We start from the raw sequence: 5,523 nt of genomic DNA, 5'->3' as shown, positions 1-5,523 counted from the left end.
TGGCTGTGTCCATGGGGTCGGGATCTGGTAGCCGCGGTAGCGGTACCGGATGACGGGGACGCTGGCTGCGCCCTTGAACCTGATCCCATCGACGGCGAGCCGCCAGGTCCCGGGCAGGCAGAACCTGCGCCGGAGTTCTGGCCAGCCGATGCGGTGCTTCTTCCGTAGCCATGCCGTGATCCGCTCCCACGTGTAGGAGTCGATCGCGGAGAACGTGGCCTTGGACACGCCGTGTCGGAAGTAGTTGGCCCACCCTCGTAGTACCCGACCCAGGTAGTCCAGAAGGTACCCGGGGTCGTGGTGCAAGGTCGCCCTGTAGGTCATGGTCTTCACCCGGCTCTTGATCGAGGCGATCGCCTTCTTCGAGGGCTTGGTGTACACGAACCACTTGTTGCTGCCCTGTTTCCGCATCCGTTGGATGTGAAAGCCGAGGAAGTCGAAGCCGTGGTCGATGTGGACCACGCGGGTCTTCTCCGGTGACAGTCGCAGCCCCATCGGGGCCAGCACGGCCGCCACCTCGTTGAGCAACTGCTCGGCGTGTTCGCGCTGCCCGGTGACCAGGATGACGAAGTCATCCGCGTACCGGACCAGACGGTAGTTCGCCTTGCCTTGTCGCTTCCGGCGCTGTCGGCAGACCTCGCTCGCCATCTGCTGGTCCCACTTCGACATGAAGTGCTCATCCAGCACCGACAACGCTATGTTCGCCACCCGCGAGGCGACGCACACCGGCACCCCGCAGGGCGGGATCCTGTCTCCGCTGTTGCCGGTGGTGGTCATCACCCCGGCCTTGAGGAACGCCTTGACCAGCCCCAGCACTCGCTTGTCGCCAATCCTTGCCCGGACCCGGTCCATCAACGCGACGTGATCGATCATGTCGAAACACGCCTCGATGTCGGCCTCCACCACCCAGTGGTAAGACTTGGTGGTGAAGTGGTGGATCTCGGCAATGGCGTCCTGCGCGCGCCGGTTCGGCCGGAAACCGTACGAGCACGGCGCAAAGTCCGCCTCGAAGATCGGTTCCAACACCAGTTTCAGAGCAGCCTGCACCACCCGGTCCGTCACGGTCGGGATCCCCAACGCGCGCAGTTTCCCGCTCGCCTTGGGGATCATCATCTGACGTACCTCGACCGGGCTAAATGTCCGCGACCGTAACTGGTCACGGACATGCTGCAGGAACTCCTCGACCCCGAACCGAGAGACGATCGCAGCCACCGTGGCCCGATCGATCCCGGCCGTCCGTGCCCCGACGTTGCCCGCGACGCGTTGCCACGCCACGACCAGGAACGCCGGATCACAGACCAGGTTGTACAGGTCGTCAAACCGGCGACCGGGATCCCCGGCCGCCCAACAATGCAGCTTGGCCTGCATCCTCCGTACCGTCACCTGCGCCCAGTCATGCTCGGGCCAGATCACGGCGCCGGTATTCACCAGCGCATCTTCGGACATCACAGTTCCTCCTTGCTTCCTCTCGCTGCCGCCCTTCCCCATGCGACCGGCTCTCCAGGCCTCGGAGTACTACGGCGGCTCCGCCCCACCTGCGACCTTCAGCCGGCAACGGGCCTATCCCCTTCAAGAAGAGGAACAGTCACAGGTGGTTCCCACGTTCACTGTTGTTCGGTCAACGGGCGAGGTGCCCGGCTTTGCCCCTGCGGTCTCGTCGTGGCTACGCCGCAGGCCTTCACCACGACCTGCCAGGCCCGGCACATGTCACCGTCCTGACAGTTCCCCGCCCCCGACACCCGCCTGGCTGGCAGGCGCGGAGGAAGGTACGCACCGCACACCAGCCCAGATCCACCGGGTTCGAGCTGGTCGACGATGAAGAGGTCTTACGACACCGGTTCCTTGCGTACACCTTCCCGTCTTGCTCACCAGGCACGGCCCGTCCGGTAGTGCCGAACCGTCCTGACTTTGTCGCGGCTGCTCCCACCCTCCCCGGCGTTCCCCGGTTCAGGCTGCCGCCAGCTTCACCCAGCCGCTGCGACGGCCAAGCGATGTAGGTCTCTCACCTCCATCCGAAACAACAGCGCCTCGTGGCGCACCACGTGCTCATCGACGCCCAGGATGCTCACGCCCTCGAAGGGGGACTCGTCCGCAGCGGCCGCAGCCAGGATCGGCTTGATCGAGGTCCACACCGTGGCCCAGCTGGTCCCGAGCTGATGGCGGACCCCGTTGACGGAGGCATGCTCACGGCGGATCTGCTAGATCGCCCACCGGCACGCCCTGCTCGTCAGCTTCGCCCGCGGCGCCGCGACCGTCTCGTCCTGCTCGGTGAACGACCCGACCGGGCAGCCAGGGTCCGGGCACACCCACCGCCGCTTGCGCCACCGCAGGCGCACCGGAGCACCGAACGCCGGCGCGTCGACCAGCTCCACCACGTCCCGGCCATGACCGCGAGCGACGACACCGCACGCCGGGCAGCCCATCACCGTCGGCTCCGACTCCACCGACAGCACGAGCCGGCCGCGATCGTCGCACTCGGCCGCGGTCACGTGCAGCCCATCGACGCCGACGATCAGGTCGCACCGGTCGCAGTAGCTGCCGGACGCACGGCAGCACACCGTAGGGTCATCCATGTCGAGGTCCTTGAGATCAGATGAGGTAGAAGTCCTCTGATCCTCGGGGGCCTCGACCCCTTCCCCCGGCAACCACCCAAGTCAGCGCGTCGCGCCTTCCACGCTGATCCGTGAAGAGCCCCATATCCTCACCTGCGCCCGTGGATACAGTGCGGGTTGACCCTGTAGAAGGAGCTGAGTATGGGTGAGATGGTTCACGTTCAGATCGATGGGACGGAGTTCTATGTCGAGGTGCGGGAGGGTGGTGGCGCCAGCACCGCCGGGTTGGGAGATGCGCTGTCCTTCGATGGCGTGGTCGACACCATCCGGGCGATCGGGCGCGATCTGCAGCGGGCCTGGCATGAGGTGCGCCCCGACGAGGCGACGGTGGAGTTCGGGTTGGACTTGACCGCCAAGCCTGGGAAGTTGACTGGGTTGCTGGTTCAGGGTGAGGGGACGGCCAGTTTGAAGGTCACTCTGGTGTGGAAGGGTTCCGATGACGGCGGGACGCCCCGGGTGGCTCCTTGATGAGCGATGAGCACGGCAAGGTGGTCGTCGACGAGCGGCGTCTTCAGGAGTATGTCGTCCGGCTGCTGAGCCCGAACACCGGAGCGACGATCGGCACGGGGTTCTTTGTCGGCCCATCGCTAATTCTCACCAACAGCCATGTCGTCCAAGGCATCACGAGCGTCGGGATCCGGTGGGAAGCCGCCCCGGGCGGTCGGTGGGAGGGCACCGGGACAGTGCTCGCTGCGAGCCCGGCACGCACAGATGATCAACCTCTGTGGCCATTCCCTGATCTCGCCCTGATCGAAACTACCGATCTCGCAGACCACGAGTGCGTCCTTATCGAGAACACACCGACCTTAGCCAGCAGCAACTTCGGCAGCGGTTTCACCCTATGGGGGTATCCCCAACGGGGTAGCGAAAGACACCCGGCAGGGGACCCTGCCAAATCCTCAGTTGTTGGCCACGGCAGTTGGGGTTGGGGGTATCTTCGTGTCAGTGGCGACTGGATCGGCCGTGGCATGAGCGGGTCTCCCTGCGTCAGCCATGATCGGGGCACCGTCGCCGGCATCGTTGCCGGCACCTTATCGCCGCATCACACCGACGGCGGCTGGTTCACCCTCCTAGCGGAAGCCGCCCATTTCCCTGACGAGCAACTCCCTTCCAACGAGCAGAAGTTGACCGCGCGACTACGCTCGATCATCCAGACCAGCCAAGCCGCCATCACGGCTCAACCACAGCGCTGGTCACGCGTAATCTCCTTCACCATGCCCACAACGCCGCGCTTGGGTGCCCCGAAAGAGCCGTACCAACGCCGGGAGCTCTCCAGTCCAGCCGAGCTGCTGCTGGCTGACAACACGATCATCGACTACCTGTTCTACGGGGACGTTCTGGATGCCGCTGAACAGTGGGCGTACGGGCCAGAGCCCTTGCGGCTGGCCACCATCACCGGATCCGGAGGTACCGGAAAGTCCCGGTTCGCGCGTGAACTAGCGATCCGCCTGACGACCAATGGCTGGTTCTGCGCCGAATACCGCGAGCTGGGCCCAAGCACACTGCCTCTATCCCGGGCGCGGGTGCCTCGCTTCATCACCGTCGATTACGCCGAGAACCTCGCCCCCGAGGTGGACATCCTCCTGAAATGGTTGCAGCAGGGAGTCAGCCCCACCGCACCGGCACGGGTCCTACTCCTCTCCCGTGAACCGACCGAACCCACTGCGACCGGTGGAACACCCCGAAGCCTGCCCGACAGTACTGACGCCAACGTACGCGCAGTCATCGCGGACCGGTGGCCCATCACCACCACCGTCCGCCCGCTCACACCCGGAGAGCGCCAACACCTTTATGAGGCAGCCGTCGACGCGTTGTCACGGGCCTGGAACCACACCGCGGGAACCGTCGAACAGATCGACCTCCACGATCAGCAATACGAGACCGCACTCGGCGTCACGTACGCGGCACTAGACACCGTGCTCCGTCAAGAGATGAAAGCGAACCACCCATCAGCTACCGAAACCCATTCATCAGCAGTTACCGAAACACCGGCCGACCGGGTGTTGGGTCACGAGGCCCGATACTGGTCTCTGACGGCCCCCACTGGGATCAGCGACAAACAAGTCGCACAGGCCATGGCAATCGCCACCCTCTTCCGCGGCGAGACCACCGCAGATCTCATTGCGATCCTTGAGGTCTGTGGCTGGACAGCTGTAGAGAGTCGCGAGCTGGGGGCGTGGGCCGGACGCTATTACGGCGGCGGCCCTCAAGTGGCACCGTTGCGGCCTGATCGGCTCGGTGAACGGCTAATCGAACGTGCGCTACTCCTTGACCAAGCGGCACCCTCGCTGGCTCGTTTATTTCAAGCTGCGACGACCACCCAATGTGCGCACGCCATCAATACGCTCGCCAGGGCCGCCACCTACTCCACGACGGCGCAACACGCGCTCAAGGCCGTCGTGCAGCCGCTCCTGCTCGACCTCGCAACACGAGCCACCACCCCTACTCCGGACGGTCCGTTGCCTGGCAAGGGGGCACTCGCCGTCGCCCTGGTGGACCTGCTGGTTGGCCCACACGGCGGGCTCATCACGAACAGCGGATCGCCGTGACCCGTCGTGCGATCTGAGTTGTTTGAGGCCGTCTGGCGGTTGGCCGATGTGGGGGAGCGGGTAGGCCGGGCCGGGCCGGGTGCGGTGCTGCTGGAGCGCGCCGTCGAGATCGGTGATGCGGCCAGTGCCGACCCGGCGGGCATGGATGAGGTCCCGCTGTTGGAGTACGCCCGCGTCCTCTACCGCGCCGGGTGGGCTCGTGCGGGGCGGGGCCGACCAGAGACCGCTCACCAGGCGTATACCCGCGCCCTCACCCTTGCCGACACCGCAGCCGACACCACCCACCGCTTGCATTGGCAGGAGGTGGCCGCCGAGTCCCTCATCGGACTCGGTGACCTGGCTCGGGCGCAGGGCCGGCCCGC

Annotated in this window: 6 protein-coding genes; 3 read left to right on the top strand and 3 right to left on the bottom strand. The window is 65.7% G+C overall.

What is annotated here, in order from left to right; translation table 11 throughout:
• From ltrA to BN11_RS21370, 3 genes are all read right to left on the bottom strand, one after another.
• Window positions 1–1,446: group II intron reverse transcriptase/maturase (ltrA, locus tag BN11_RS14455; protein ID WP_083433778.1), on the bottom strand; the 1,446-nt coding region annotated here is incomplete at its 3' end.
• A 518-nt stretch (window positions 1,447–1,964) separates the two neighbouring features.
• Window positions 1,965–2,132 (bottom strand): hypothetical protein, encoded by a 168-nt coding sequence (locus tag BN11_RS25265; RefSeq protein WP_235435491.1) that lies wholly within the window; start codon window positions 2,130–2,132, stop codon window positions 1,965–1,967.
• Window positions 2,133–2,198: 66 nt separating this feature from the next.
• Window positions 2,199–2,573, bottom strand: a complete 375-nt coding sequence (locus tag BN11_RS21370) for a transposase family protein (protein WP_053084121.1) — start codon at window positions 2,571–2,573, stop codon at window positions 2,199–2,201.
• 180 nt (window positions 2,574–2,753) lie between these two features.
• On the opposite strand from BN11_RS21370, the gene BN11_RS21365 reads away from it, so the two are divergent.
• The 3 genes from BN11_RS21365 to BN11_RS23915 all read left to right on the top strand — a co-directional run.
• Window positions 2,754–3,080, top strand: a complete 327-nt coding sequence (locus BN11_RS21365) for a CU044_2847 family protein (RefSeq protein WP_053084120.1) — start codon at window positions 2,754–2,756, stop codon at window positions 3,078–3,080.
• The gene (locus BN11_RS14445) at window positions 3,080–5,161 is read left to right on the top strand and encodes a S1 family peptidase (protein ID WP_053084119.1); all 2,082 of its coding nucleotides are present in this window, start codon (window positions 3,080–3,082) and stop codon (window positions 5,159–5,161) included. Before BN11_RS21365 ends, BN11_RS14445 begins: the two co-directional genes overlap by 1 nt.
• Window positions 5,162–5,179: 18 nt before the next feature.
• Window positions 5,180–5,523 (top strand): hypothetical protein (locus BN11_RS23915; RefSeq protein ID WP_162213245.1); only part of this gene is annotated, 344 nt, incomplete at its 3' end.

The sequence above is a fragment of the Nostocoides australiense Ben110 genome (assembly GCF_001050535.1).
GTDB lineage: Bacteria > Actinomycetota > Actinomycetes > Actinomycetales > Dermatophilaceae > Nostocoides_A > Nostocoides_A australiense.
The sequence above is the reverse complement of the archived record's forward strand: the minus strand, read 5'-3'. Positions and strand labels throughout refer to the sequence as shown.

Excerpts from the sequence above, each read along its gene's own strand:
- BN11_RS21365 (WP_053084120.1), top strand. The coding sequence starts at position 2,754 with ATGGGTGAGATGGTTCACGTTCAGATCGATGGGACGGAGTTCTATGTC.
- BN11_RS21370 (WP_053084121.1), bottom strand. The coding sequence starts at position 2,573 with ATGGATGACCCTACGGTGTGCTGCCGTGCGTCCGGCAGCTACTGCGAC.
- BN11_RS14445 (WP_053084119.1), top strand. The coding sequence starts at position 3,080 with ATGAGCGATGAGCACGGCAAGGTGGTCGTCGACGAGCGGCGTCTTCAG.